Source organism: Mycolicibacterium sp. MU0050 (assembly GCF_963378085.1).
Taxonomy (GTDB): Bacteria; Actinomycetota; Actinomycetes; order Mycobacteriales; family Mycobacteriaceae; genus Mycobacterium; species Mycobacterium wendilense.
Genome location: NZ_OY726395.1, coordinates 49,107 through 74,697, shown reverse-complemented (window position 1 = coordinate 74,697; position 25,591 = coordinate 49,107). Strand labels below are relative to the sequence as shown.

The window sequence follows — 25,591 nt, the reverse complement described above, 5'->3', positions numbered from 1 at the left end:
GCGGGTCAGCGCCTTTCCTCGACGAGTTCACGCTCGTCGAACAAGCTGGTCGGTTCGGCGGATACGTATCGGTTTTCGGCCCGGAACAGTTCCACCTCGACCATGCGGGTCCACCCGGCCGCGGTCACCTCGACCGTCGCCGGTCCGATCTGCGTGATGGTGACGTCCGCCTTGCCGCGGACCGGTTCGCCCGGTCGGCCGATGGAGATCACGGTGTTGGGGCGCGGCGCCGGCGCGGGCCCGCCGTCGGTGACGCTCACGGTGGTCCCGGCAGCCGGTCGGGTCCCTTCGGTGACCGCGATGTCCGGCATCCGCACCGTGGCCCACCGCTGTGGGTCGCGGGTGTGGACGGTGATCCGGTCCCCCGCCCCGGCGGTGCGCACCACCAGGCGCTTGGCCACCACGTCGTCGGCCGCGATGTGCACGCGGCTGAACTCGCCCGGGTCGCTGAACGGCAGCATCATCCGGTCGCCGGCGCCCACCTTGCCGATCAACACACCGGAGGCACCCACGGGGACCGCGAGCGGGCCCGGCGCCGGACCGCGACGGATTCGGCGCAGCTTCGGGGTCGGACCGCACAGGCTGGCGGCCACCGCGGCGGCCTGTTCCCCGGGCAGCGTGCGCATGATGACGCTCGGGGGCGCGGTGGGTGGTTGCGTGGTGCGCACGGTGACGGTGGCCGTGGCGGTCCCGTCGGCGAACAGCGTCCAGTTCTGAATGACCCCGTCGACCCGCAGCGACCAGGCCTGGTCCATCGTCTCGGGCGTGATGTCCTGGGGCCGGTACCAATACGTGGTCAGCCAGCCGTGGTCACCGCGCACCGAGCGCCACTTCTGCCGGTCGGGCCCCAGCGCGGCGGACCCGATCCGGCGCTCCATTTCGACGATGTCGGTGGCGGTGGCAACCTTGGCCCGGATGCCGCGCTCGCGCAGCTCGGCGCTGATGCGTTGGGCGACGGCCAGGGCCGCGGCCCCCGCCGAGACCCGCCACTGCAGCGCGTCGGCGTTGGGCAGCGTCGCGATCCGCGCGATCAGCCAACTTTCCCGCTGCCCGGCATACGGCGGCGTTCCGATCAGGGTGTCGTACACCCGCGGGTAGTCGCCGGTCGCTCGTCGGCGCGCGCCCGCGGTCACCAGGCTCAGCGACTCGACGGTGAGGCCCAGACTGTGCTGCAGCAGATCCCGCAACGCGCCCAGGTCCACGGTGTTCTCTGTCACCGCAGCCGTCGACCCGGTGAACAACGTGGGGGCGTGGGCCTTTCCGAGGATGTGCACCGCGACGATCGCGGTGTCATCCTGATACCGCACGCCACCGCCGGACCGGTCGTTGGCGACGGTGATGGGATCGCTGAGCTCGATCGGGCGCTTGCGGCGGCGAAACAGCGTCCACCACGACCACAGCGGCAGACGCCACCAGCGGACCACGGCCACGAGGACGCCCACCACCACGCCGGCCGCCGCCCCGGGGTAGCCACCGACGCTCCAGCCGAGCAGGCCCGCCGCGAACACCGCGACGATGACCGCCAACCGCACGCGCGCACTCATCGGGCCCGCCTGGCCCGTGCCACCAGCGACGCGATCAGCACCGCACCGAGTACCGCGCCGCCGAAGATCAACGCGGCGTTGCGGGCCCGGTGATCGGGCGGCTCCGGCGGCGGTGGCGGAACCACCACCCGGCTCTGCGACCCTGGGGCCAGCCGCTCCCCCGGGGGCACGTTGAAGGTCAGCGCGGCCACCGGATCGACGACGCCGTAGCCCACCTGGTTGTCGACGCCGCGCGGCGGATTGTGCGAGGTCTGCCGGATCCGGTTGATCACCTGATGTGCGCTCAGTTCCGGGTACTTGGCCCGCACCAGGGCCGCCACGCCGCTGACGTAGGCGGCCGAGAAGCTGGTTCCCCAGAACGGGGTGTTCGGCTCACCCGGTCGGCTCGGCGGATAGGCGTTGACCGGGGCGCCGTCGCGCGGTGAGAGGCCCATGATGCCGACGCCGGGAGCCGCCGCCGAAACCCACGGCCCGGCAAGGCTCTTGGGCAGCGGGGCACCGGAATTGTCGACGGCGCCGACCGAGAGCACATAGTCGGAGAACCACGAGGGCGACGACACCGTCTTGACCTGCGCCCAGTCGCGGGGATCGTCGGTGTTCAACGGATCGAACAGCGGGTTCTGCGCGCAGCCCTCTTCGCCCTCGTTGCCCGCGGCCGCCACGATCACGGCGTCCTTCTGGGTCGCCGCATACCACACGGCCGCCCCCAGGGCGCGCTGGTCGAGCGGGTCGGCGGCCGAAACACACGACGTGACACTGATGTTGATCACCTTGGCGCCCATGTTCGCCGCGTGCACGATGGCCTGTGCCAGCGACGCGATGGTGCCTGCCTTGCGCCGCGCCTCGTTGTCCCCGGGCTGCGGGTCGACGAATTCGTAGGCGCGTGAGGATTGCCGGATCGCGATGATCACGGCGTGCGGCGCGACGCCGGCCACACCGTCGGGCGCATCCGGCGGCGGCGGTGGCACCGCGGGGTTCAGCGGCGGGTCGCCGTACGGCGACCCGGGAGCGCTGGCCGGCGCGGCCGGCGGCGGGGGCGGCGGCGGCTCGGGTGGCGCGGGACGGATCTCCGTGATCGTCACCGGCGCCGGCGGCGGGGGTGGGGCCGGGGGTGCGGGCTGACCGTCGGGCGGGGGCGGGGCGCCCGTCACGGGGGCGGGACCGTCCGGCGGAGGAAAGGCCGGCCGCGGCGGCATCGGCGCGGGCATCGGCGTACCCTTGGGAGCCGCACCGATCACCGACGCCACCACGGTGCCGTGCGCGTCGCAGTCCAGCAGGCCGTCACCGCCCATGATGTAGTCGCCGCCGGCGACCACCGGCAGGCGGGGGTTGGGATTCACCCCGGTGTCGATGACCGCGACCGGCACCCCGTGGCCGGTCGAGAACTCCCAGGCCTTGGCGATGTTGAGCATGGTGAAGCCCGGCGCCGTCACCGTCACGTTGGGGTCCTCGACGGTGATGGTCTGAGCGCACATGTTGCTCTGCCGCATCGGCTGCTCGGGGCCGGGCCGCCCGTCCGCGGGCACCAGCGCCGGGTCGACGGACGGCGGCGTGATCGCCTGCGCCATCGGCATATTCGCGCTCATCGCCACCAACAGCAGCGCGCCGGCGGCCGAGCCGATCCGGCGACCACGTTTCCCCGCGGAATTCGGTGCCTTCGCCTGCGCACGCCGCGGCGGCATCATCGCATTCGCACCCATGTGAACAGCCCCCCGATCCACGCGGCGAGCGGCAACGCAGCCACGATCGCCAGCAGTTCCAGCCATTCGGCCAACATCCGCACCAGCGGGGTAAACCGGGTGACCGGTACCAACAACCCGGCCAGCAGGCCCAGTCCGGCGAATCCCGCGAGCACCAGCGCGCCCCACAACACGGCGGTACCGGACTCGGCCGGTGCCGCGAGCACGTACTTCACCACGCCCAGGCATACCGCCGTCGCGGCGCCGCACACCAGCGCCACGGCCTGGTGTTTGGTCGCGAAGCTGCGACCTCGGCTGATGAAGATGAACACGAACAGCATGGCGAGGATCGCCGCGGCGTTGCTCTTGGCCTGCCCCGGCATCAGCGTCGCCCACACTGCCAGGGGCATCGAAATAGCCGCGGCCACGCAGATTCCGGTGAGGACCTGGTTGGCCCGACGGGCAGCGGCGGCGATCTCGGCGCCGCGCGGGGTGGTGTCCGGGCTGACCTCCGGTTGGTCCGCATCCTCGAAGTCGTCGTCCGCCACCGGCTCGACCGCGTCCACGGGCAGACCGTCGCTGCGGCGGAACAGGTCGCGGCCGGTGATGGAGCCGAAGTGCGGCGGCCGAATCCGCCCGGCCCACAACGCGAACGTCGGCGCCAACGTCACCAGCAACAGCAAGCCGACGAGCCCGCACATGCCCAGCCACTGGGCCGGGACCGGCCGCCACATCCGGGCCAGCGCCACCGCGCCGCCCAACGCGCACAACGTGACGATGGTGGCCCCGACGGTGACATGCCGCTGAGTCAGCGCCATCAGCCCGCAGGTCAGAGTGAGCACCGCCAGAACCGCGATGAACAGATGTGCCGATCCGATCGGGCCCGGAGCCGCCGCCCCCGCGCTGACCGCCAACAGCGGTATCGCCGGCCACGCGAACCCACTGAGCAGGTCGTGGCGCTGCGGCCACCACCGCGCGATGGCCCCCGCTCCGCCGGCGAGCAGCAGCCCGAACACGCCGGTCACGATGGTCGGCAACAACGCGTCGCCGGCGTTGCGGTTGCGCAGCGCCATCAACAGGACGGCCGCGGCACACAACGCGGTGATCGCCACGGCGGTGTGGGCCGCGGTCGCCGCGGTCACCGGTTCGAAGAGCCTCTTGCCGACCCGAGCCAGGCCGGTGGACAGCGATTCGTACTGGGGCTCAAAGGAATCGCCCTCGCCGGCGGGCGCCAGCACCAGGGTGGTGCCGTCCTCGACGCCGAGCTCGTCGAGCGTCTTGGTGACCTCGAGCCGGGTACCGTTGGCCCGCTGCAACTCGTAGCCGAGGCCCGACTCGAGGCCGCCGAGCCCGCGCCGCTTCAGCTCCGCGTCGAGCAGCTCGACGATGTCGTCGATGAACACCTCCACCGGGACGGAGGCCGGATACACCTGCGAGATCAGGTGTTCACCACAGACCACCGCGACGGCGCACCGCGCCGGAAACGAAACCTTGGTCATCAGCGCGGCCGATCAGCGTCCGGGGTGTATTTGTCGGCGAGGGCCGCGGTGATCTCGAACAGCCGCAGACGGGTGTCCTTGTGCAACTCGTGCTGCACGTCGATGATCCCGCCCTTGGCCAGATGCGCGTCGTAGGGCATGAATTCGACGGTGGCGCCGGACTGGCTGAACCGTTCCACCAGATACTTGCGGGCGTCGTCGTCGTATTTGTTGCGGCTGTCGTTGAGAATGACCATGCTGCGCGAGACCAGTTCGTGGTAGCCCAGAGACCGCAACAGGTCGATGGCACGGGTCACCGGCAGCGAGGTGTCGGCGGTCAGACCGGACACGAACACCAAGGTGTCGCACGCGTCGAAGACTGCCTTCATCACCGGGTGTTCCAGGTCGTCGGCGGTATCCACCAGCATCACGTTGTGGGTGCGACGCAACCGCGAGAGCACCCCGGTGAACATCGACGGCACCAGCGGCCGCGGCTGATCGGAAGCGCGGTTGCCGGCCAGCACGTCCAGACCAACGGCGTTCTGCCCCAGGTGCTCTCGGATGTCGGCGTAGCCCTGCACGTCGGTGTCGTTGAGCACCGCCGAGTAGTCCCCCGGCGGGGTCTCGTCGATCCGTCCGGCCAAGGTGCCGAATCCCGGCGCGGCGTCGATCGCGACGACGTTCTCCGGGCGGCATTCGCGGAAGACGGCACCGATGGACGCGGTCATGGTGGTCTTACCGACGCCACCCTTGCCGGAGATGACCCCGATGACGTACTGCTTGCGGATGTGTCGGCGAATCCGCTCGCGCAGCTCGCGGTAGTGCCGCTCGGCGGGGGACTCGCCGAAGTTGATGGTCTTGAACGACATCAGGTAGACGAACTTGCGCCAGCCGGAGCCCGGCGGAATCTTGCGCGGCGCCACCATGTCCGAGATCCGCAACGATCCCGACACCGAATCCGGGTGCCGGTGGAAACCGGACGCCGAATCGGGGTGCCGCGATTGCTCCTGACCAGGCGAATTCGCTGGATCGTTCCATGGCGCCGTCACGATTTTGACGCTAACACGCGCGCGGGGGTACTCACTTACACAACCTTTCGGTACGAATACCAGTCATCGCTGGCGGGCAGGCACCGCAGGAGCTGCCCCACGGCGGTCGCGATGACTTTCGCCGAGCCGGGGCTGACGATGAACCATTTCTTGCCGTCGCGCTGCACGGTTTCGTACACCACGCGGCCTTCCGGAGTGTCGACGATGGCGGCCGACGCAGTGCTGAGGACCGCGCGGGTGGGCGTCCCGGTCTCCACGCCCGACTGCACCGCCACGATCGATGCCTGGGCGGAGCGGCTGGGGTCGCCGGCGAGCATGAGAAGTCGGATCTGGTCGGCATCCAGCGCGAGGTCCATCAGGTGCCGGCGCAGGGTGTCGCGGTCACGGACGGTGGCCACGAGCGCATCGGCCTCCAACGTGACCGGACGCAATTGGGCGGGAGCGTTTGTCCCGCAAAGTCTGTCGATCTGGTCGGCGACGATGCTGCTGGCCGCGCCCTCGGCCGTTGCCATCCCGGCGGGGCCGATCCGGATCAGATGCTCAGTGCGCTCGATGGTCACCCACCATTGCGCATAGCGCGCCAACAACACCCGCCGCGGCAGGCCGTCGTGGTCCGGTGTCACGGCATGGATCAGCAGCGCCACGTCGCGGCGCGCGATCACGGTCAGCCATTCCAGCACCGGAGCGTCGACGACGCCCTGCTCGTCGATGACACCCTGCTCGCGCAGTTCGGCGGCCATCGGGTGCTCGAGTGCGGCCTGCTTGGTTTCGACGCTGGGCAGGTGCGGGCGCAGCCCCAGCTCGGGTGCGAGCACCTCGATCCCCGAAATCACCTGCAGGACAAGCAATCCGTCCACCGTGGTGGTCAGCATGAAATTTCTCCCCCGGACATACGGTGGGGTGCGCGCCACAGCACGCACCCCACCGGGTGAACAAGTCGGCTCAGAGGCCCGAAGCCAGCATTGCGTCCTGGGCCTGCGTATTGGCAGCAACCGTGTGCACAGTTCTCGAGAACTGCTCGACGGTTTGGATCAAGTGCTTGAACGCCTGCATGAATTGGGCCTGGTGGTCGCCGAAGTTGAACGAGTTGTCACCGTCGAACATCCCGGACCCGAGCAGGATGGCGAACCGATTCTCGACATCGCCTTGGTTGTCGAGCAAGCCCGCCGCATTCCGGTTCACGCCGTCGCCGGCATCCATGATCTGAGGAATGTTGTAACGCATCTCCATGAGAATTCTCCTTCTAGGTGAGTAAGGTTCTGTAGATCCGCCAGGGCTATCCGCCGCTTACGCCCCGAAACAGGTCGGCGGACTCGCCTTCGTTTGCCTCCATGACGTCGGCGGTCTTGCCGAGGTGTTCGGCGAGGAGTCGGCCGTGCTCAAGGATTTTCGATAAATCGTTGTTGATCTCAGCGATCGTGATATTCGCCATGTTGGCTGCATCACCTGTGAAGGCTCGCGAGCCCACCACGTTCTCGATCAGGTGGACGCAGTCGGTACTCAGCTGGGTGCTGTGCTCCATCGCCGTCACCACCGCGGACTTGGTGTCACGCAGAAACTCCGAATCGACATTGATCTGCTCCGATGGCATTTGTGTCCCTCTCTGTTGGATTCCCCCCGCTGCGTGGGGACTTGGTTGTGAGTCTAAGGGCATTCGAGCCGGTGTCACTTCACCAATTAGCAAATCTTGACCGCTGGAGTGTAACGGCCCATTGGACCGGCCGATACCGTTGTGACCATTGCTAATAAAGGGAACTCGACACAACCAGCCTCCAACCCGCACGCCGGTGGGCACTGGCAGCTAATCCCGGTCGGTTCGGTCCCCTTCCGTCACGATGCGCGCCCGGGTCACCTGTTCCTGACCACCCTCGTCCTGCGAACGCGCCAACATGCCGGCCGGACCCAGCGGCATGGCACCGCCGCCCGCGGCCATGGCGGGCGCGCGCATGTCCCCGGCAGGCAGCAGGCCTGGGGTGCGCAATCCGGTTGCCCGTCCACCGTTCTCCGGCGCAAAGCCGCTGGACGGGCGCACATAGCTCGTCAGACCCTGCGCCGAGCCCGGAGCCGCGGCACCACCGCCGCCACCACCGCCGCTCAGGGCGCCCAAACCGGCGCCCGGCACGCCACCCGCGCCCGTGGGACGGATCGCCTCCGCGGCCGAGGCCGCGTTCGCCCCGCCCATCGAACCCCCGAACATCCCGGTCAAACCCTGCACGGCCGACATCGCCGGCTGCATGAAAGACGTTGGCGCACCGAGGATTCCCTCGAAGGCCTTCGGCACGGTCTCGAAGGCCTTCTGGGCTGGCCCAAGCGCCTGTTGCGCAACGTCCATGAACGAGCCCGCCCCGTTGCTGCCCGTCGAGGCCACCTGACCGGCCGCTTCGCTCGAGGCCCGCATCGCGTCACCGGCGGCCGTGGTGGCCGCCGTCTCGGCGACCGCGGTGGCCGCCGCGGCCGGCATAGCGGGCGCGGCGTTCTGCGGGGTGAGCGGCGGCGGGATCGCCAGCGCCGGCATCAATGAGGTCAACGTGGCCGCGTAGGTTGCGCCGGTGCGGGCATTGTTGGGCCAGAAGCCGCCGTAATACTCGAGGTCCCGTTCGGCGATCGGGATGCCGAACACCGGGATCACGGCGTTCAGCGCGCAATACATCGCCCATTCCTCGCGGTTGGTGATGCACAGCGCGGCCGGCACCATTGTCGAATAGGCGGTGGTGAACGCACTGACGGCGGTTGAAATGATCGGCGGCTTCTCCGCGAGCCAGCCGAACAACAGATGCGCCACCGTGTTCAGGCCGGTGGTCGTCGCCGTCGAGGCCAGGCTGGCCGCGCCCTGGAAACCGGCGTTGAGCCCGACCATGTTGGCGGTCGACATCCCAGCGGCAGCTTCGGTGGACGCCATCTCGGCGGTGTAGGCGGCCAGGGCCGCGCTCATACTCGGGAGACCCCCTGGCGCGGCCTTGAGCAGCAAATCGTTCTGCTCGGGCGTCCGCAGCGCCCATCCCGGATCGATCATGACACCTCGCTACGCACGCGCACGCTAGAGCGCTGTCCGCAACGCAAGCGCCGCCCGCTGACCGACCTCGACGGCCTCGAAGGTGGTGCCCGCGATGCCTTGCGCTCCGGCAAACATGCCGCGCTGCGCGGTGTGTTCCGCGATGGCCCCGACGTACGCGGCGCCGGCAGCCCGCAAGGCATTGGCGAAGGCGATCGACGTCACGTCGCCGGCCATTTCCAGGATGCCCACCAGGGCCGCCGACGCTGCGCCCGCACTGGCCCCTTGAGCCGCGGTGATGCCCGCCTCGGTGGCCGAGGACAGCCCGACCGTGGATGGCGTGACCTGGAGTAGCGGATTCGTCATGGTGTTACCTCTCTGTTGTTGCTCGGGCCCTCCCCGGCACCGTCAACTGGGGTATTGACTGATACTAAGGCCTGTCCGGAGCTGGTGCTGACACAATTTCTGCTGAGGTGGGTGGCCCGGGCTCGGGGTGGCCCACCAAAATTCCCTCGATCTCGCCCTCGGTGGACACCAGTTGCCCGCGGCCGGGTGGCAGTTGCTGGGCGGGGATCCGGGCATAGACCCGGACCGAGGTGGGGTCGTTGTCCATGAACAGCGTCGGCGTACGGGAACTCGTCAGGCGCTGCAGCAGCGGATTCATCGCCGATGCTCCGGCCCAGTTTCCTGGCAAACGGGACGCGATCACGTGCAGGCCGATTTCACGGCTGCGTTCGATGAGCGGAAGCAGCGGACCGACGGCGGCTGGCTTCCCCAACACCGCGCCGTTGGGCCGCAGTTCCTGTTCGTCGTCGATCAGCACGAAGTAGTGCGGGCCCTCCCAGCTGGTGCGGGTCAGCAACTCCTCCTGACTGAGTCCCGACGGCGGCAGCCGGTCCTGCAGCTCCGCGGCGAGCGACTCGAGCATCTGATCCACATCGTCGGCGGTATAGGCGTAGGCCCGGACGTGCGGCCCCTGGACCTTGCCGATCAGGCTGGTTTTGGGGTCGATGATGACGATCTGGGCCTGCTCGGGTGACAGCGTCGCCATGATCGACTGCCCTATGGCTGCCAGCGTCGAGGTCTTGCCGCAGCCCTGCCGACCGACCACCAGCAGGTTCGGCGTCACCCGGGTCTGCAGACTGACCGGCTGCAACGCAGTTTCCCCGAGCGCGAAGGGAATGCTCCACGGGTCGACGGACGCCGGCAGGTCCCGGTGGGCGGTGACGATCTCGCCCAACTCGATGCGGTCCGGCAGCCGAACCAGCTGCTCAACCCGATCGGCCCCCGTCACTCCGGCGATGACCCGCCCGACCTGCCGAGTCCCCACCCGCTCACCGTTGGGGCCGGTGATCTCCGGAATGCCCACCAGCAGTTCGTGACTGGTCTTGGTGATGCCGAATCCCGGACGGTCCAGAACCCGGCGAGCGGCCTTGCGATGCTCGATCCCGCTGTTCATGGCGGTCTCGTCGGGGTTGCTGAGCCGCAGTTCGATGCGGGCGTTCGAGACTCCGACCAGGGCCTGGCGCTGTCCGACCAGCCAGCTGGTCGCGCTCGTCATCACGTGCACGCCGTAGGACAGGCCCTGCCGCGCCAGCGCGATCACCCGGTCCCCCAGCGCCATGTCCTTCTCGTAGAGGTCACCGAAGTTGTCCACCACCAGGAACACGTCGCCGAACTTGTCGTCCGGGTCCGTGCCGCCGCCCCCGGCCGCGCCGAACCGTCGCGCCCGGAACTCGGAGATGTCGATCTGGTAGTGCTTGAACGCCGCCTCGCGGGCCCGGATCAGGCCCTCGAGCGTGGCAATGGTGCGCGAAACTCCCTCGGTGTCAGTCACACTGACGACTCCGGCGACGTGTGGGAGGTCTTCGACCGCGTAGAGCGTCGCCCCGATACAGAAGAACGTCACCCGTTCCGGCCGGTACATCAACGATGCCGACATCATCAACGTCATCAGCGTTGAGGACTTGCCCCGCTGGGCGGTGCCCACCACCATGACGTTGTCCATCTCCACGTCCAGCACATGAACCCGCTGCTCGTGATCCTCGGGAATGTCGACGATGCCCACCGGGATCACCAGCCCGGGGTTCTGCCCGTAGTCGACGTGCCAGGGCCGGCCCCGGAAGCGCTGGACCAACGCGTCCGCGCACTCGGACTCCTCCAGCGGCGGCAGCCAGATCTGATGCGGCGGCCGGGCGGGGTGGGCCAGGAGCGAGTCGCGGATGACCTCCAGCAGCTTCTTCTTCTTGAAACCGTCGGCGTGATAGAGGAACTCGTCGGGTTCCTCCGGCTCGTCCATGACCGCCAGCGCCGCGTTGTCCTCATCCGACAACGGTTGGTACTCCCAGGTCAGCGCGCGCGGTTGGCGGAAGCTGAGGTCGACGGTCTTGCCCGCCGTACTGGCCTTCTTGGGCAGCACGTACGGCGCGGACACGTAAAAGCAGCGGAACTGCTCGAGGTCGCGCGGCCCGACCTTCAGCAGGGCATACCCGTTCTGCTGCGAGGGTAGGTGCAGCGCGGCATCGCTGCCGATGACGTCGCGGGAGTCCTCGGCGGTCTCCGCCCGCAGCGCGACCCGGAAGGCGATGTTGCTCTTGGCCTTGCTCAGCGACGACAGGTCGAGGCGCTGCCCACCGAGGGTGAAGAAGACGTTACAGCCGCGGCCCTCCTGCCCGATGTGGATTACCAGGTCGATCCAGTCCTGGTGGTGGTGGAACAGTTCCAGGTACTCGTCGATGATGACCAGCAGGATCGGGACGGGTTCCAGGTCGCGGCCGGCCAGCCGCATCTCCTCGTACTCGTTGGCGTCGCGGGCACCGGCCTCCTTGAAAAGCCGGTACCGGCGGGCGATCTCGCCGTTGATGGCCTTGCGCATCCGCTCGGCCAGGTGCCGATCGTCCTTACCGAGGTTCGACAGCGAGCCGGCCACGTGCGGCAGCCCCTCGAGGTCCTGGGCTGCGGACTCGAACTTCATGTCGACGAAGATGATGATGAAGGTCTCCGGCGAGTGCGTCAGCGCGATGCCGTTGCACAGCGACAGGAAGTACTCCGACTTGCCGGAGCCGGAGGTGCCGATCACCACCGAGTGAAACCCGTACCCGCCGAAGTCCTTGGCGCGCAGGATGATGTGCTCGAGTTCACCGCTGGGTCGGACACCCACCGGGACCATGCCCCATTTCGGGTCCCCGCGCCCGCGCCGTTCGGCCCACAGCCGATCCACCTCGATCTTGCGGGGATCGTCGATGCCCAGCAGCCGCAGCAGCTCCCCGCCCTGGCTGTCGGTCTGGGAGAGCTCGCCGGCGGTGGTCGGGGACCAGCGGGCGATGGCCCGCGCGTAGCGATCCGCCGTGCTCTCGGCCAGCATGTCGGCGACGGCGTAGAAGGCGTCGCGGTGCCGCAACCGCCCCTCGCGCAGCTCGAACCGTTCGTCCTCCTCGGCGAAGCCCACGCCGACGCCGGGGCGGGTGGCCAACCGCAGCACCGTGATTCCCGCCATGCCCTTCTGGCCGGTGATGCCCTCCCACTGCTCGGGGGTTCCCACGGCGTCATCGATGATCACCCAGTGCGGGCCGAGGGCGCCGGCGCCCGGGGTTTCCATCGGCGACGGCATCGCCAACGGACTGCTTCCCGACGGCGGGGCCCACGGCCCGCGGCCCTTGCGGTGCAGTTCGGAGTCCAGCGCCACCTCGAGGTCCATCGGGGAGGTGAACACCAGCCGGCGCAGCCCACACGCGTCGAACATCTCGTCGTGCTGGTTGTGGGGCAACCACACCAGCCATTGCCAGGCTTCGGGATGCCGGGTGACCACCATGATCTTCAGGTCGCCTGGGCTGTGGTACACCGCCAACGAGCACAGCACCGCACGCATCAGGCCGTGCAGCTCGTCCATGTCGGAGCCGAGGAAGCTGAAGCCGGGTTTCGACCGCAGGCTCAGCACCTTGCCGATGCCGCGAATCTTGCTCTGTTCCAGGATGAAGTCGCGCAGCGCGCGCCCGGTCACCGGTTCGAGTTCCTCACCGACGGGCACCTCGGGCCATTGCAACGAGACGGCGGATTCGTTGGATTGCTGAATTCCGATCCCGAGCCGGACATCGAGGAAGTCGTCGTCGGTGTTGCGGCGCTCCCACATCCGTGGTCCGCCGATCACCGTGTCCAACTGCTGCGGGTCCCCGTGGACGAATAGCTGGGATCGCCGTTGATCCTGCGCGGCGCGCTGGATCTCGTCGCGGTCCTCATCCAACTGCCGCAGGTAGATCCGGCGCTGCTTCTCCTGCTCCCCCCAGGTCATCTTGCGGCCGCGACCGAACCGCCCACTGAACATCATCGCCGCGAACGCGACCAGCCCGATCATCGGGAAGAAGCCGCCCCGCATGGACCGCGCGCCGGAGGTGTACATCACGATGAGGGTGCCGATGATGGCCACCAGCAGTGCTGGAATCGCGATCATCAACAGGATGTTCCGCGGCTCGCGCTCGGGCAATTCCAGCGGCGGATTGACCGCGACGCGCGCCGGCGGCACCGTTGGTGCCGGTTTGCGCGGTGCGCGTACGAAACCCCTCTTGGACATGATTATCCTCCCACCCGCGCGGCTGTGCCCCCGCTGGGCAGGGTGTCCCTGACCAGCAATGCGTCGTCTCGACTGATCGCCGGGCCCGACGCGAAGGTCCGGACGATCGGCCACGGCGCCTGCACGGCGGCGCCCGGATTCAGTCCGACGGCCTTCAAAGTCTGTTCATCCCAGCTGATTCCGTACCGGACCCCCTGCGGGGAGATCCAGTAGAGGCTTTCCCTGGTGTCGGAGGTGACCACCCCGCTGGTGGTGGCCACGAAGTTGGGGGCGCCGGGCAGCAGCAGCGTCTGATTGGCGACCACCGAATCCGGGTGGCGGTCGTCGCGTACGAGCTTGACCAGCCGCGAGTCCATGCTCGGCGACACCGGCAGCCCCCTGCCGTTGAACACCGTCACGGTCGCCTGGCGGTCGGTCGACATCTTCTCCCAGCTCACGCAGGTCACCGGGTTCGCCTCGGTGTCAATGAAGTTCAGCCGGGCAGTCGGGTAGTAGTCGATGTTGAGGACGTCGACGTCGGGGATGCCGACCAGCTTGTCCGGGGGAACCAGCAGCGGCGCGGCCGAGGTCTGCGAGACGGCGGTCCGCAGCAGATCCGCGACGAACGGGCTGATCTGTTGCACACCGCCGGGCAACAGGACGTAGAAGCCACTGACCGTGCCGGCCGCGTCCTTGCTTTGCAGCACGGTGCCGACGGGGGTGTCGGGCAGCCACCGCGACGGCCGGCCAAGCTCCGGAATTCCCGGCACGACAATCGGTTCGGTGGCCGGTAACGCGTCGAACAGCGCGTTGGACATCGCCACCGGATAGGTCTTACCCGGGTCGAGGCCCAGGTTGAACGTCAGCGAGCGGTCCCGCGGGTCGATCCGCGACCGGTGTCCGTTCCAGAGGATGTAGGTGGCGCCGCCGTGGGTGGCCAGGACCGCCTGGTCCGAGCCCATCGGCGCGGCACGCCCGGACCGCGACAATTGCCCGGCGATCGACGTCACCACCGGGCCGGCGACGGTGTTGCGCGCCGCGGCGGTGTCACACACCGACCACGCCGAAACCCCGCCACCGGTGACAGCCAGGTCCTCCGGGGCGCCGGGGATGCCGATCCGCGGGCCCGTCGGGTACTTGTCGATCTCGGCGGACTTCACCCACGCGGGGGCGGAGTTGGACCCGGTGGCCAACCGCGCGGAGGTCAGATTCAGCGCCGGATACAACCGGCCGTCGATCTTGGCGTAGACCGCCCCGGTGTCCCGGTTGCCGATGATGGCGGACTCGCCGACCAGGCCGGCCGGTTTCAACACGTTGAGCAGCACCATCCAACCGACGCCGATGAGGACGAAGACGATCGAAAGGGCCAGCGCGGCATGCTGTTTGCGGTCGTCGTGCTTCATCCGCACGGAGAACCTGGTGATGGCCGCCTTCAGCCGCCTGTTGTAGAAGAGGTGGCCTGAATTCTGGTCCCGGTTGGACAAATTCAGCGGCACGGTGGAAGTCCTTTCGGCGGATGGCCCGCGTCCCCTGTCGCCGAATCCCCCGTCGTTGGCTGTCCGGCTGCCCATTCACGATATCGGCGTCCGGACCCCTTGCATGACACCAATTTGTCGGCCCGGAGCCTGGCTCCGGGCCGCACGCCAGCGCGGTGCGTGTCGCGTTGGGTGCCCATCAGTGCAGGGTGCCGCCGTACCGGGCCGCGTTGTCGGCCACCGCTTCGTCTCGAAGCACCCCGAATGCCAGGTTGAGTCGCTCGGCCAGCTCGACGTGTGAGTACTCGGTGGCCCGAGGATGCAGGCTCAGTTCCACGAGTTTTCCGTCGGCGTTGGCAACCGCATGAATATCCCCCAAATCAACAGCGAACGTGATCCGCTCGGCCTCTTCCACGAGCGCTTCCCATTTGTCAGCGGCGTCACTCAACTCGCGGAGAACTGCTTCGACGAGAACCTTGTCGGCGCTTTCCTCCGCGCCTCTGGGCCCCACCACGAATGACAGTATGGGAGGCGCAGCCAGCAACGTCAATTCACAACGTAGCAAAGCCTCCCGCGAACCCCCGGCGAGCCCAGGACTAGGGCTGTTGCCCCCAGCTGCCGGCGCCGGCGGTCGTCATCTCGAGGTACCAGGCAAAATGATAGTTCGCGGCGTCCTGGTCGCCGACCGCGATCGCCTCGGTCGCGGCAAGCAGCAGACAGTTGCAGAACAACCGGTCGTTGATGTCGGGGTACTGCGAAAACAGCTGGTAGCGAGCGGTATCGAGATGCACCCGCAGCACGTCGAGTTCGGCGTCGACGACACCGGTGCCGGCCGCGCCGGCCTTGGCCATGGTGTGCACCATCCGGGGCAGGCCGTCGCGCCAGTGGGTGGCCTCCGTGAGCTGCCAGCCGAGGTCCGGCACCACTTCCGCTCGGCGGACTTCTGCGGACGGCACGGTGACGTCGAGTTCGGTCATCGGGGCGAACGCGTCGCCCGGGCGATAAGTCAAGCTACGGCCAGTGGGGCCCATGAGATTGGTGAGGTTTCCCCGACGGCGTTGCGGGAGCAGCAATTCCACGCCCGCGGGCAGCTTCACCCCGGGCGGGATCCATCCGTGCGCGACATCGGTCACCAGCACCGTGGACCCGTCGGCCCGGTCTCCCACCGCCCACGCCAGACCCGGCTCCTGACGAGCTACATACGTCAGCAACCGCCGCAACCGGCTGTCGGCCGATTCGACCTGCGAACCCACGGGGTTCTTCGCGTGCCGCGGTCCGCCCGGAGCGCGTGCCGGCGCCGGGCGTGACGGTGCTGCCGGCGCGGCGGGATCGGGCCGGGGTTTCGGCGGTGCCGACTGGGCCGGCGATGCTGCCGCCGGGAACGCCGGCGGGGTGGCGAGATCCGAAGAGGTCGCCGCCGGATCGGGGGTCACAGGCGTGACCTCCTCCGCGCCCCGAACCTGCTCCTGGGCCGGGGCGACTGCGGGGCTTGGGCTCGGGGTTTCAACAGCGTCGGCGACCGGTTCCCCGTCGGCCCAGGCCATTTCGACCACGCCAGGTGGCGCCGGCGGCTCGGGCGTGACCGCGTCCGTCCGCCCGACCGGGGCGCGGTGGGCCGGGTCCTCGTGTTCGATGACGACGGTGGGCTCCGGTTGATCGCGACGGACCACCCGGGTGGGCTCCTCGGGCACCACCCCGAGGCTCAGATACTCGGGCTGAAAACCCAAGGGTTCCTGGCGCAGATGCCGGATGGTCGACTCCACGCGTAGCACCGCGAAGGCGCGGGCCACGTTGATGACCCTGGCCTCCTCGGCCTGCCGGATCGGCTCCGGCAGGGCCGCCTCACCGATTTCACGCAGCTTCTGATTGGCGGAATCCGCGATGCGGTGCAGGTCATTGCGCAGATACTCTGCCAGGGAGGCGGTTTCGGGGGCCGGTTGGTTGAGTTCGGCCGGCCACAGGCCGCCGAGTACCCACGGCGTGCAGTCCATCGGCGTCCGGAATGCCGGAATCGACAGGGACTGTTCCGTTGCCCTGCGCATGCGCTGGCGCGCTGTTCTTCGACCGAAGATCGCCACCCGGCAATCGTACTGGCGTACCGGCGGCGGTCACTTCACAGTTTTCGACAACTGAATTGTGCGGGTCGATGAGCCTGGGTAACGTCGCGGCCATGGCAGATTCGCTGCTTCAGCAGCAGTTGGACGAGGTGCGGACGCTGCTCGCCCAAGCGCGGGAGCTGTTCGGCGACCATCCCGTCGAACCGCCCGCCACCATCGTGCCGCCGCCTGGCACGGTCCAGAAATGGGTGCACTGACCCGAGTTCGCCCGTTCGGGCGCTACTCGGTGGCGAGCTTGTGCTCACGCAACTGCTCGATCGCGTGCACCAGCTCCTCGGGGCCGGGAACCCCGTCGGACGGCGTGTGGCCCGCGGCGATGATCTCGCTCCGCACCTCCATCAGCGCCTTGAGGTAGGACACGTCCGCTGTCCGGAGGATGGCCTCGGCCAGCGTCTGCGCATCGGTGGCCAGCGCCGGCTCCGTCAGCACCACGCTGTGCAGGTAGCCGCCCCGACAGCTGCGGAACAGAATGTGTCCGCTGGGGTGGACCGCGTCGAAGTCCGGGTCCGGTTCGGTGGTCACTGCTCGTCCCGGACCGCGCGGATCTGCTGCACCGCGTCCTGTTCGCCGGCCTCCCAGCCGGCGGCCGCATGCTCGAGATACCGCGCCATCTCCACGTGGTCGTCGGCCTGCTGCTCGTAACAGGCTCGCCGTTGCTCCAGCAGCTCGCGGCCGGCTTCGCGCAGGTCGGCAAAGATCGGCCCCAACGAATCCAGGCTCTGCTGGATCTCATGGTGGTTCTCCGGCACGACACGCAACTGCTCGGCGGCCCGGGCGTGCTGCGTTGCGGCCACACGAAGGTTGTCGAGGTCGACGTTGATCTGCATCAGCTACTTCCTATCGTGCGGGCCCGGCCGCCGCGGCCGGACGGGTCGGTGCGGGCGTATTCGAACCGTTCGGCGTGGTCGCCGAGGGCGCCGTCTCAGCGCCGACGGCCGGGGGATGCAACCAGCCTAGGAAACTGGGGCCGCTGATGGCGGAGACCGGTCGGATCTGCCCGTCGATCAGCGCCCTGGCCGCGTCGATGGCCAGCGCGTGCCGGTCGGTGAACATCGCGACGTCGCCGGTGCCGACGCGAGCCGGATCCACCGGGTGCGGTACCGGCGTCCCGGGCGCCGGGATGGGGAGATCCTCACGCTGGAACGCCTCCCCGATGGGCGTGCCCGCCAGCGCCGCGCCCAGGACCCGCGCCAGCGCCGGGCTGGGCGCGTGAATCTGTTCCCCGCCGGGCAGTTTCACCACCGACGATTCGGGTTCGGCTGCCGGGGCGTCCGGTCCGCCCTCTTCCTCGGTGGGCGCGCCGGGATCCTTTCCGTCCGCACCCGGCTTCCCCTCGACGACGTCGTCCTCGGCGTCGGGCTTCAACGCCGGTTCGGCCAGCGCCGCGTCCTCGGCGGCCAACAGGTCCGCGAGGGTCAGGCGGCCCTCGCCCGCCGGACCGCCGAGATCCCCGGGGCGCGGCAACGGCAACCCGCTCGGCGCGCCGCCGAAGGATCCGGCGGCGGGCAGCGTCGGGGCCGCGGGCAACGGCGGCACCGACAACGGGAGCTGCGGCGCGGGCGCCGGCGCCACAGCCGGCGGCGCCGCGGGGGCGGGCGGCGGGAGCAGTCCCGCCAACGGGTCCGGGCCGAGATCGAGGGGCAGATCGGCTCCGTACGGCAACAGGTCCGACGGTGCCGCAGCCGCCGGGGCGGGCGTGGTTGTCGGCGCGAAGACAGGTTTCTTCGGTGCTGCTGCACCTGCGGCGTTTTCCGGGTTTGCGTCCCCGGCGGCACCCTCGACCCGTTTGGTCGACTCGTAGAGCGCGGTCCAGGCGGTGGCCAGTGCGGCCTTGGAGCGGTCGTCGAGGCTGGTTTCCTCGATCACCCTGGCGATGTGGCGCAGCTTGCCGATCAGGAACCGCTGGAAATCCCGCGCACCGGCCGGGGTGTCCAGGTCCGTCCGGGTGCGGACCGCGTCGTCGATCTCGTGCTGCAACGCGCGTAGCGTCTCGGCACCCGCGCTGCTGGTGGCGTGGGCGTTCAGGATTGCCGAAATCACCATCAGGTCCAGTGTCGCGGTCGACGAATTCTGCTGCGCCAGATCGCTTTCAGCCTTCTTGATGGCGGTGGCTGCGGCGCCGGTCTGCGGCGGGTCCCCCGATGGATCCGGCGGCGCCGACGGCGCGGTCGCCGGGCCGAACACCGCGGGGTGGTTGGCGCGGATCTTGGCGACGATCGGCGCCAGGGCGTGGTGGTCGCCGCCCAGGCCGTAGAGCAGCGCCGTCCCGATATCTGCCTGCGACAACCCGCTCATCCAGGCGTTCGGATCACCGGTGCTGTCCCGCAACTGCTTGACGACCGCCTGGAATTCGCTGGGGTTCGTCACCGGACTGCCTCCATATCGCGGACAGTACGCACGGCCCTGCGGGCCGACAATTCACCTCTGGCGGTTCGGTGGACTACTCGGCGCGACCGGAGTCGTAGTGCGCCACCATCTCTTTGAGCACCGCTGTCTTGGCCTCGGCGTCGGCGACGGCGTCGGCCACCACGGTGTGGATCTCACGCAGTTTGGTGGCCAGCAGGCGATGCGCGGCCCGCATGCCCGCGGGGGTGTCCAGCGCGAACTCGTCCTGGTTCGCGACCAGCGCCTCGACTTCGGATTCGATGTCGTCCAACCGTTTCCGCGCCGCCACGGTGGCCGCGTGCGCGTCGGCGACGATCGCGGCCAACGCCCGATCGGCGCTGGCGACTGCGCTGTGGCGGGCCAGCAGAGCCGTCTGGCGGGCATCCATCGCGGACACCGCCTGCCCTCCGGACTCAGCCATGCCCTCAAGTTACTCGCGCACCGCGCCGGCAACAATTCACCGCGCGCTCGCTACGGCAGCGGCCGCCGGATCACCACGTCCTGCCCCAGCGGGCTGATCTTGACCGTCGCTCCGGAGTACGGCGCCTCGACGACCATGCCGTTGCCGATCGCCATCTGCACGTGCCCGGAGTGCGGAAAGACCAGATCACCCGGGCGGACGTGGGATCGGGGGACCGCCACGCCGTCGTCGATCTGGTCGTAGGTGGTGCGGCCGATCCCCACTCCGGCCTGCCGGTACGCCCACTGCATCAACCCGGAGCAGTCGAACCGATCCGGTCCCGTTGCTCCCCAGACGTACGGGCGGCCCAGTCGGGACAACGCGGCCCGCACCGCCACAGCTGCCCGGCCATCGGTCGGTGCCAGCTTGTGCCCACCCGCCAGGAGCGCTCGTCGCCGCGCTCGGTATCGCAACGCCCGCAGGATGGCCAGCCGCAACGCGGCGCGGCGGCGCGCGGCGCTGACATGCCCGTGTTGAGCGCGCAACCTGGCGATGCTGCGGCGCAGCGCTTCTCGTTGCGCCACGGGCGAGTCGGTGGGGATGCGGGTGTCGGCGCGCGCCGCCTCGAGCACCCGTCGGGTGTGGGTGAATCCGTCGGCGTGGTCACGCCGGGCATCGGCGATCACCGCGGTCAGGGCCCGGTCGGTCTGCGCGGCCGCCCGCGAAACCGCGGTGGCGCGCTGCGCGTCCTGCGCATACCGCTCGATGAATTGCCCGCCGCCGACGACGACCGCCGGCGCGCGCTCGGGCGGGCGGAGTCCCCGGTCGGTCACCGCCGCGGTTGCCGCGAAGAGTCGATGCGCGCGGGCCAGGGCGTCCAACTCCGTCATGGCCCGGCCTTCAGGCCGCGGTGACGGCGCCGCCGACGGGGTGACTCAGATGGAAGACGGTGGCCACCGTGGGGATCGCCTGGTGCTGCCTGCGCTCGAGCAGCGCCGCGTTCTCGGGCAGCTGACGCGCGTTGATCTCGCCGGCTGCGATCCGGCGCAGCAGTTCGTGGGCCCGCTGGAGCTCACCGCGTTTGCGGTACTGGTTGCCCGGCAGCTTGATTCCGGCCCACACGCCGAACTCCACCCCGTGTTCGACGGCACGCCCGGCGCACAGCCGCTGTTGGGCGAGCGGGCAGCGGCGCAGGCAGAGCGTCCGCGCTTCCAGTGCCGCCGATTCGTAGCTGCGCGCCTTGGCCGCGCCGTCGGCGCCGTCGTCGTCGGGGTAGCCGAACCACAGATCGGGATCGTCGGCACAGGGATTGTGGTTCATGGGTCAGCTCCTCCCATCGGAAAACGTGACGGAAGCGTATACGTATCCCTGCCGAATTCGCAAGCAAACGGAGATGGAAACGTATATGGATCCGTTGCTGCGGGTCTGTGTATACGATTCACCCATGGCGGGAGCGTTCTGGTGAGCCGCGAGGCCGCCGGCGCGGCGTTGCGGTCCGTCCGCGAGTCCCGAGACTGGTCGCTGGCCGACCTCGCCGAGGCCACCGGCGTCAGCGTGATGGGCTTGAGCTACCTCGAGCGCGGTGCCCGCAAACCCCACAAAAGCACAGTTCAGAAGGTGGAAAACGGCCTCGGTCTACCACCGGGAACCTACGCACGGCTGCTCGTCGCCCCCGATGCGCGGGCCGAGATCGCCCAGGTGCTCACCGAGCAGTCACCGCGGATCTCGCGCCGGGAAACCCCTCAGGTGATCGTCGAACGCGGAACGGACGCCGCGGTGTTCGAGGGCTACGCCGAAGCCCAGCTGGAGGCGCTGAAGACCGTCATCGATCGCCTGCCGTCCCCCTCCGATTCCGGATACGAAAACGTCGTACGTTCGGTCATCGCGCAGTGCCTCAAGGCCGAACAACTGGCGGCCAACTCGTGGCGCGTCGCGGTGGGTGCGGAGGCGGATTCCGGCGAAGCGCTGCTGCGGCACGTCCGGGCGCTGGAGGACATCCGGCGCACCCTGTTGGACCGGCTGGCCGACAGCCTGGGCGCCCAACTCGACCGGGCGTGCGCGCGGTCGGGGCTGCCCGAACCCGTGATCGCCGGACTGCTGGGCATCTCGGTGGAACAGATGTGGGACGTCCGCAACGGCGCCGCGGCGTTGCCGCCGAACACCGTCGACCGGATCCGGGCGTTCGTCGCGCACGTGGAGCGCGACCGGGATTAGGCCGGCACCCGGTCGAGGATGGCCCGTGCGATCGCCACTGCCTGCCCCGCCGGGTCGTAGCGGCACACCATGGTGTCGGCGACGACGTTGTTGCGCGCTCCGATCGCGCGCTCACATCCCCAGCCGTTGCCGCCTTCGCGGGTCTCGCGCATGCGGACCACGCCGTCCTCGGTACTGGGCGACCCCAACGTGTAGCGCACCGTTTCCGAGCTGTCCGGCATGGTCGCGGTGATCACCTGTCCCGCGCACCCGGACCATTGCTCGGACTGCTGCCCCACCGAGGCCTCCGCAGCCGCGGCGTCGGCGAACGAGACGACGGCCTGCGTGACGGTGTGGCTGGGCGGACCCTCGTTCGCACTGCGCGACATCTGCTGCTCCGCCGCATTCCAGCCCTGCTCGCCATACACGGTGCGCTGCACCGGAACCCAGGCGCCCACGCAGTCCTTCCTGTCCACGGCCCCCGAATCGTCGGAGAGCATCGGGGCGCTCGCGGTGACGGTGATGCCCGCGGCGCCGGCCAGATTCGCGAGTTCCTCGGGCGAGATGAGCAGACCGGCCAGCGCCGAGGCGGCCACCGGGGGCCCGGGCGGGCGCGTCGTCGTGGTCGTCGTGGTCGTGGCGCTCGGCGACGTTGCCGAGGTGGTCGCGGTGGGCGGCGGCGCGTCGGCCCCGCCCCGGTCGGACAGCGCGGTGATGCCGACGATTCCCGCGGCCACCAGGACGACCACCCCCGCGATCGCACCCAACACCCAGCCGCGACGCACGGGAGCGGCCGGTGCCGGTTGGTACTGCGGATAGTGCGGCGCCCATCCGCCGGGGGGCGGAGCCGGAGCGGACGGCGGAGGCACAGTCTGGGCGGGCGGCGGCGCCTGGCCGGGCGGCGGCACCGGAGCCGCAGGCGTGAACCGGCGCTGCGGCGCGGGGACGGTCCGCTCGTCGAGAGCGGCCACCGCGGCGCCGGAAAAGTCCGCGGCGCTGCGGTATCTCTTGGCCGGGTCCTTAGCCATCGCGCGGGCGATCACCGCGTCGAGGGCGCGCGGCAACCCCGGCACCAGGTCGGTGACCCGCGGCGGATCCTGGCGCAGATGCGCGTTCATCACCGCAGCCGCACTCGCCGAATCGTGATACGGCGGTTTGCCGGTCAACAACCGGAACAGCGCGCAGCCCAGCGAGTAGATGTCGGACCGACCGTCGACCGCTCGCCCCGTGAGCACCTCCGGCGCGGCATAGGCCACCGTTGCCGTCACCGACCCGGTGACGGTGATCCCGGCATCGTCGAGGGCGCGGGCGATCCCGAAGTCGCACAGCAGGACTCGTTCATTCGGCCCCACCGGCCCGGACAACAGGAAGTTGGCCGGCTTGACGTCGCGGTGCACCACGTTGCGTTGGTGCGCGTAATCGAGGGCCTTGCCGACCTCGGTGACGATGTGCACGGCGCGGTGCGGCGTCATGGTCCCGGCGCGCAACGCGGCGTCGGCGTCGGTGCCGTCGATGAACTGCATCGCGATCCACAGCTGACCGTCCTCGGTGGTGCCGCGCCGGTAGATCGAGGTGATGTTGGGGTGGTCCAGCATCGAGGCCACCTCGGCCTCGCGGGTGAAACGCGCCCGAAAGTCCGCGTCCTGCGACAACTCGGCGGAGAGCACCTTCAACGCGTCGCGCCGGGGTAACTCCGGGTTGGCCACCAGGTAGACCACACCCATGCCGCCGACGCCCAGTACCCGTTCGACGCGGTATCCGGCCACCGTCTGCCCCGGCGCGAGCATCAGCCACCGCCGCCGAGCGTCGTCAGGACCAGCATCTCAGCCAAGATACGGGAGTCGTCCGCCATGGGAAGCACTGACACTCACGCCGACGGTGCCGGCTCGGCCATGGCCTCAGCGGGTGAGGTCACGGTGATGGTCGTCCCCCGGCCGTCCGCGGAGTCGACGTCCATCGACCCGCCCAGCGCATCGATGCGCACCAACAGCGACGCCAACCCAATGTGGCCCTCGGCGACGCGCTGCTCGACGATGGCCGGGTCGAAGCCGGCGCCGTCGTCGCTGATCGACAGCACGACGCGGGTTCCGCTGCGGCGCAGTCGCACCCGGACCACCGTGGCGGCCGCGTGCTTGCTGACGTTGTTCAGCAGTTCCCGCGCCGCCCGGTACAGCAAGGCCTGACGCGCGGGCCGGCCGACGTCCTCGAGCTCTGCCTCCACGATGAAGTCGCCCCGACTGTCGTACTGGCGCACCAGCTCTCGAACAGCCGCGGTCAGGCCGAGCTGGGCCAGCACCTGCGGATGCAGCGCGGTGACCGTCGAGCGCATGCCCGCGGCGGTCTCCTGCAGCGCGGCGTGCACCATGTCCAGCGCCGGATCGGGCATCCGCTCGCGCAGCTCGTCGACCTCCAACCGGGCGGCCAGCAGGGTCTGCAGCGGCCCGTCGTGCAAATGCTCGGCCAGCTCGCGGTTCTGCCGTTCCTCCGCGCGCGCCGCCTCCGACATCAGCCGCCGCCGCACCTCCATCAACGCCACCACGCGCTGCGACCGCCGGGTGAGGACCAGGCACAACGCGCTCGTCGCCGCCGCGAGCCACAGCAGGAAACCGAACTGGATGTAGACCACGCGCGTCATCTCGACCCCGTCCTCGCGAAGCGAGAAGATCAGCCACACCGCCAGATAGCCGACCGCCGTGCTGATTCCCAGTATCGCCGTCAACGCCGGACGGTCCTGGAACGCCACCGAGATCGGCAGCACCAGAAACAACGGCAGCAACTCCGCGGTGGCTCCCCCGGACGCCACGCACAACGCCAGCACCGCGACCGCGTCGATGGCCGCCGACACCCACGGCGCCCAGCGCGGCACCGGTCGGCGCAGCACGAACACCAACCATGCGACCGCCGCACCGCAATACACCGCGAGCACCACGCCGTACACGACGGGCAGCCAATGCTCTACGCCGGCAACATAAATCCGCAACAACATCAGGGCGATCAGCGGGAGCCGCAGGCATGCCCACACGCGGACCGGTTCGGCAGCAAGGTGCTCGACGACGCGAGCCGGGGAGTCCAGCACGCTATTCGAGCAATCTGCGCCGCATGGCCTCGGCGACCGCGGCGGCCCGGTCACCGACGCCGAGCTTCTCGTACAACCGCTGCACGTGGGTCTTGACCGTCGACGGCGCCAAATAGAGCTCCTCGGCCATCGCCGGGATGCTGCGGCCGGCCGCGATGAGCCCCAGCACCTCGCGCTCGCGCGGACTGAGCACCGGACCGTCGGGCTCTCTGCGGCGCCGGATCTCGCCCGCCAACCCGCCGGCCAGGGCGGGCGCCAGCACGTCGCGGCCGCGGGCGCAGTTGTGCACGGCGTCGACGATCTCGGCGCGGGTCGACTCCTTGGACAGGAAGCCGGCAGCCCCCTGCTCGAGCGCCTCGTACACGATCGGGGCCTCGTCGTGCGCCGATACCAACAACACCCGGGTGGGCAGCTCGTCGCGCCGGACCGCGGCGGCGACCTGCGCGCCATCCATGTCCGGCATGCGGTAGTCGAGCAGCGCGACAGCCGGTAGGTGGGTCCTGATCAGCTCCAGGGCGGACGCGCCGTTGTCGGCTTCGGCCACGACGTCGACGGTGCCGCTCGAGGTGAGCGCGCGCACGACGCCCTCCCGAAACAGCGGGTGATCGTCGGCCACCACGACGCGAACCTTCTCGGATCCTTCCGCGCCAACCATGG

At 69.5% G+C, this 25,591-nt stretch carries 24 protein-coding genes; 2 read left to right on the top strand and 22 right to left on the bottom strand.

Features of this window, described 5'->3' with window-relative positions; translation table 11 throughout:
- Positions 1-5: 5 nt before the first annotated feature.
- From eccE to R2K23_RS00290, 13 genes are all read right to left on the bottom strand, one after another.
- Entirely contained in the window at positions 6-1,544 is a 1,539-nt protein-coding gene (gene eccE, locus R2K23_RS00350) for a type VII secretion protein EccE (protein ID WP_316513542.1), read from the bottom strand.
- Positions 1,541-3,226 (bottom strand): type VII secretion-associated serine protease mycosin, encoded by a 1,686-nt coding sequence (gene mycP, locus R2K23_RS00345; RefSeq protein WP_396893695.1) that lies wholly within the window; start codon positions 3,224-3,226, stop codon positions 1,541-1,543. Before mycP ends, eccE begins: the two co-directional genes overlap by 4 nt.
- Positions 3,226-4,722: a type VII secretion integral membrane protein EccD gene (gene eccD / locus R2K23_RS00340; protein WP_316513539.1), complete on the bottom strand. Its 1,497-nt coding sequence runs from the start codon at positions 4,720-4,722 to the stop codon at positions 3,226-3,228. Before eccD ends, mycP begins: the two co-directional genes overlap by 1 nt.
- Positions 4,722-5,750: a MinD/ParA family ATP-binding protein gene (locus R2K23_RS00335; RefSeq protein WP_316513538.1), complete on the bottom strand. Its 1,029-nt coding sequence runs from the start codon at positions 5,748-5,750 to the stop codon at positions 4,722-4,724. Before R2K23_RS00335 ends, eccD begins: the two co-directional genes overlap by 1 nt.
- A 35-nt stretch (positions 5,751-5,785) precedes the next feature.
- Positions 5,786-6,622, bottom strand: a complete 837-nt coding sequence (locus R2K23_RS00330; protein ID WP_316513537.1) for an ESX secretion-associated protein EspG — start codon at positions 6,620-6,622, stop codon at positions 5,786-5,788.
- Positions 6,623-6,692: 70 nt separating this feature from the next.
- A complete protein-coding gene (locus R2K23_RS00325; RefSeq protein ID WP_316513536.1) occupies positions 6,693-6,980 on the bottom strand; it encodes a hypothetical protein in 288 nt (95 codons plus the stop codon).
- Positions 6,981-7,026: 46 nt separating this feature from the next.
- The gene (locus tag R2K23_RS00320; RefSeq protein WP_316513535.1) at positions 7,027-7,341 is read right to left on the bottom strand and encodes a hypothetical protein; all 315 of its coding nucleotides are present in this window, start codon (positions 7,339-7,341) and stop codon (positions 7,027-7,029) included.
- A gap of 210 nt (positions 7,342-7,551) precedes the next feature.
- Positions 7,552-8,763 carry a PPE domain-containing protein gene (locus tag R2K23_RS00315; protein ID WP_316513534.1) on the bottom strand — a complete coding sequence of 404 codons (1,212 nt, stop codon included), beginning with the start codon at positions 8,761-8,763 and terminating at the stop codon, positions 7,552-7,554.
- Between the two features lie 24 nt (positions 8,764-8,787).
- Positions 8,788-9,108: a PE family protein gene (locus R2K23_RS00310; protein WP_316513533.1), complete on the bottom strand. Its 321-nt coding sequence runs from the start codon at positions 9,106-9,108 to the stop codon at positions 8,788-8,790.
- A 64-nt stretch (positions 9,109-9,172) separates the two neighbouring features.
- Positions 9,173-13,309, bottom strand: coding sequence for a type VII secretion protein EccCa (gene eccCa / locus R2K23_RS00305; protein WP_316513532.1), 4,137 nt, complete (start codon positions 13,307-13,309; stop codon positions 9,173-9,175).
- A gap of 2 nt (positions 13,310-13,311) precedes the next feature.
- Positions 13,312-14,784: a type VII secretion protein EccB gene (gene eccB, locus R2K23_RS00300; RefSeq protein ID WP_316513531.1), complete on the bottom strand. Its 1,473-nt coding sequence runs from the start codon at positions 14,782-14,784 to the stop codon at positions 13,312-13,314.
- A 178-nt stretch (positions 14,785-14,962) separates the two neighbouring features.
- Positions 14,963-15,277: a DUF2710 family protein gene (locus R2K23_RS00295; protein ID WP_316517550.1), complete on the bottom strand. Its 315-nt coding sequence runs from the start codon at positions 15,275-15,277 to the stop codon at positions 14,963-14,965.
- A gap of 82 nt (positions 15,278-15,359) precedes the next feature.
- Positions 15,360-16,805 (bottom strand): DUF5631 domain-containing protein, encoded by a 1,446-nt coding sequence (locus tag R2K23_RS00290; RefSeq protein WP_316513529.1) that lies wholly within the window; start codon positions 16,803-16,805, stop codon positions 15,360-15,362.
- Positions 16,806-16,933: 128 nt separating this feature from the next.
- Here R2K23_RS00290 and R2K23_RS00285 point away from each other — a divergent pair, with 128 nt between their 5' ends.
- Positions 16,934-17,077 carry a hypothetical protein gene (locus R2K23_RS00285; RefSeq protein WP_316513527.1) on the top strand — a complete coding sequence of 48 codons (144 nt, stop codon included), beginning with the start codon at positions 16,934-16,936 and terminating at the stop codon, positions 17,075-17,077.
- Positions 17,078-17,099: 22 nt separating this feature from the next.
- On the opposite strand, the gene R2K23_RS00280 is transcribed toward R2K23_RS00285, so the two are convergent.
- The 6 genes from R2K23_RS00280 to R2K23_RS00255 form a co-directional block, all read right to left on the bottom strand.
- Positions 17,100-17,402 carry a DUF2694 family protein gene (locus tag R2K23_RS00280; RefSeq protein WP_316513526.1) on the bottom strand — a complete coding sequence of 101 codons (303 nt, stop codon included), beginning with the start codon at positions 17,400-17,402 and terminating at the stop codon, positions 17,100-17,102.
- Positions 17,399-17,707, bottom strand: a complete 309-nt coding sequence (locus R2K23_RS00275) for a type VII secretion target (protein WP_316513525.1) — start codon at positions 17,705-17,707, stop codon at positions 17,399-17,401. Before R2K23_RS00275 ends, R2K23_RS00280 begins: the two co-directional genes overlap by 4 nt.
- Positions 17,708-17,717: 10 nt before the next feature.
- Positions 17,718-19,247 (bottom strand): DUF4226 domain-containing protein, encoded by a 1,530-nt coding sequence (locus tag R2K23_RS00270; protein WP_316513524.1) that lies wholly within the window; start codon positions 19,245-19,247, stop codon positions 17,718-17,720.
- A 73-nt stretch (positions 19,248-19,320) separates the two neighbouring features.
- Positions 19,321-19,686, bottom strand: coding sequence for a DUF4226 domain-containing protein (locus R2K23_RS00265; protein WP_316513523.1), 366 nt, complete (start codon positions 19,684-19,686; stop codon positions 19,321-19,323).
- Between the two features lie 50 nt (positions 19,687-19,736).
- Positions 19,737-20,555, bottom strand: a complete 819-nt coding sequence (locus R2K23_RS00260; protein WP_316513522.1) for a C40 family peptidase — start codon at positions 20,553-20,555, stop codon at positions 19,737-19,739.
- 10 nt (positions 20,556-20,565) lie between these two features.
- Positions 20,566-20,985, bottom strand: coding sequence for a WhiB family transcriptional regulator (locus tag R2K23_RS00255; RefSeq protein ID WP_316513521.1), 420 nt, complete (start codon positions 20,983-20,985; stop codon positions 20,566-20,568).
- Between the two features lie 141 nt (positions 20,986-21,126).
- On the opposite strand from R2K23_RS00255, the gene R2K23_RS00250 reads away from it, so the two are divergent.
- Complete coding sequence (locus R2K23_RS00250) at positions 21,127-21,879, top strand: helix-turn-helix domain-containing protein (RefSeq protein ID WP_316513520.1); 753 nt, start codon at positions 21,127-21,129, stop codon at positions 21,877-21,879.
- Here the strand turns inward: R2K23_RS00250 and R2K23_RS00245 are convergent.
- The 3 genes from R2K23_RS00245 to R2K23_RS00235 form a co-directional block, all read right to left on the bottom strand.
- The gene (locus R2K23_RS00245) at positions 21,876-23,645 is read right to left on the bottom strand and encodes a serine/threonine-protein kinase PknH/PknJ (RefSeq protein ID WP_316513519.1); all 1,770 of its coding nucleotides are present in this window, start codon (positions 23,643-23,645) and stop codon (positions 21,876-21,878) included. The genes R2K23_RS00250 and R2K23_RS00245 overlap by 4 nt on opposite strands.
- Positions 23,646-23,725: 80 nt before the next feature.
- Complete coding sequence (locus tag R2K23_RS00240; protein WP_316513518.1) at positions 23,726-24,934, bottom strand: sensor histidine kinase; 1,209 nt, start codon at positions 24,932-24,934, stop codon at positions 23,726-23,728.
- Between the two features lies 1 nt (position 24,935).
- Positions 24,936-25,589 carry a response regulator transcription factor gene (locus tag R2K23_RS00235; protein ID WP_316513517.1) on the bottom strand — a complete coding sequence of 218 codons (654 nt, stop codon included), beginning with the start codon at positions 25,587-25,589 and terminating at the stop codon, positions 24,936-24,938.
- Positions 25,590-25,591 lie beyond the last annotated feature (2 nt).

Coding starts and splice junctions, on each gene's coding strand:
- eccE (WP_316513542.1), bottom strand. CDS start 1,544: ATGAGTGCGCGCGTGCGGTTGGCGGTCATCGTCGCGGTGTTCGCGGCG.
- mycP (WP_396893695.1), bottom strand. CDS start 3,226: ATGCCGCCGCGGCGTGCGCAGGCGAAGGCACCGAATTCCGCGGGGAAA.
- eccD (WP_316513539.1), bottom strand. CDS start 4,722: ATGACCAAGGTTTCGTTTCCGGCGCGGTGCGCCGTCGCGGTGGTCTGT.
- R2K23_RS00330 (WP_316513537.1), bottom strand. CDS start 6,622: ATGCTGACCACCACGGTGGACGGATTGCTTGTCCTGCAGGTGATTTCG.
- R2K23_RS00325 (WP_316513536.1), bottom strand. CDS start 6,980: ATGGAGATGCGTTACAACATTCCTCAGATCATGGATGCCGGCGACGGC.
- R2K23_RS00320 (WP_316513535.1), bottom strand. CDS start 7,341: ATGCCATCGGAGCAGATCAATGTCGATTCGGAGTTTCTGCGTGACACC.
- R2K23_RS00315 (WP_316513534.1), bottom strand. CDS start 8,763: ATGATCGATCCGGGATGGGCGCTGCGGACGCCCGAGCAGAACGATTTG.
- R2K23_RS00310 (WP_316513533.1), bottom strand. CDS start 9,108: ATGACGAATCCGCTACTCCAGGTCACGCCATCCACGGTCGGGCTGTCC.
- eccCa (WP_316513532.1), bottom strand. CDS start 13,309: ATGTCCAAGAGGGGTTTCGTACGCGCACCGCGCAAACCGGCACCAACG.
- R2K23_RS00290 (WP_316513529.1), bottom strand. CDS start 16,805: ATGCGCAGGGCAACGGAACAGTCCCTGTCGATTCCGGCATTCCGGACG.
- R2K23_RS00285 (WP_316513527.1), top strand. CDS start 16,934: ATGGCAGATTCGCTGCTTCAGCAGCAGTTGGACGAGGTGCGGACGCTG.
- R2K23_RS00275 (WP_316513525.1), bottom strand. CDS start 17,707: ATGCAGATCAACGTCGACCTCGACAACCTTCGTGTGGCCGCAACGCAG.
- R2K23_RS00265 (WP_316513523.1), bottom strand. CDS start 19,686: ATGGCTGAGTCCGGAGGGCAGGCGGTGTCCGCGATGGATGCCCGCCAG.
- R2K23_RS00260 (WP_316513522.1), bottom strand. CDS start 20,555: ATGACGGAGTTGGACGCCCTGGCCCGCGCGCATCGACTCTTCGCGGCA.
- R2K23_RS00255 (WP_316513521.1), bottom strand. CDS start 20,985: ATGAACCACAATCCCTGTGCCGACGATCCCGATCTGTGGTTCGGCTAC.
- R2K23_RS00245 (WP_316513519.1), bottom strand. CDS start 23,645: ATGCTCGCGCCGGGGCAGACGGTGGCCGGATACCGCGTCGAACGGGTA.
- R2K23_RS00235 (WP_316513517.1), bottom strand. CDS start 25,589: ATGGTTGGCGCGGAAGGATCCGAGAAGGTTCGCGTCGTGGTGGCCGAC.